The organism is Dellaglioa sp. CoH-57-MRSF-18, from assembly GCF_056781995.1.
In genome coordinates this window covers 1-494 of sequence record NZ_JBXAXX010000069.1, presented here as the reverse complement: position 1 = coordinate 494, position 494 = coordinate 1, and the positions used below count along the sequence as shown (strand labels likewise).

At 55.7% G+C, this 494-nt stretch carries 1 protein-coding gene; it reads left to right on the top strand.

All coding sequences use genetic code 11. The annotated features are described in order from the left end of the window. Positions 1–90: 90 nt before the first annotated feature. On the top strand, positions 91–494 hold a 404-nt coding region (locus tag AC1RPG_RS08095), incomplete at its 3' end, for a hypothetical protein (RefSeq protein ID WP_481762484.1).

The following is a 494-nucleotide window of genomic DNA, read 5'->3' as shown; positions in this document are numbered from 1 at the left end:
CACGAGAACAGGGCCCGTGAACTACGAGCCGAGGCCGCGCGTATCGAGCAATGTTACGACAACGGGGATGACCCGTACGAAGGATAAAAGATGAGCGAAAAAGAAAAACGTGTGTTTTTCACGCAAGAGTGGCAGAAGCATGAACGTGAGGTGACCTATCCGTACTACCGAGCAAAGTCCGAGGTCACAGAAAACGATCGCGGGAGTTACGTGTATGAACGCGTAGAGCGCACGAAGATCACACGTATCGAGGTCACGGCGGGATCGCAGTACAAGATCAGCACGCACCGAAATACGAGTACGGCGACGAGTCGGGACGAGAGCATCTTGTATATGCTGGGTTCCTACCCATATGCATGTACGGAACAGCAGTTCAACGAAAAGATGAGTGAGGCGCTTGCCGCGATTGGTGTCGAGAACCCGCTCGGGGCACTGGAACGCGCGGCCGCAGATGGGGTGCCAGTGCCACTCAAGATGTGGCTTTCGGCGGCTGG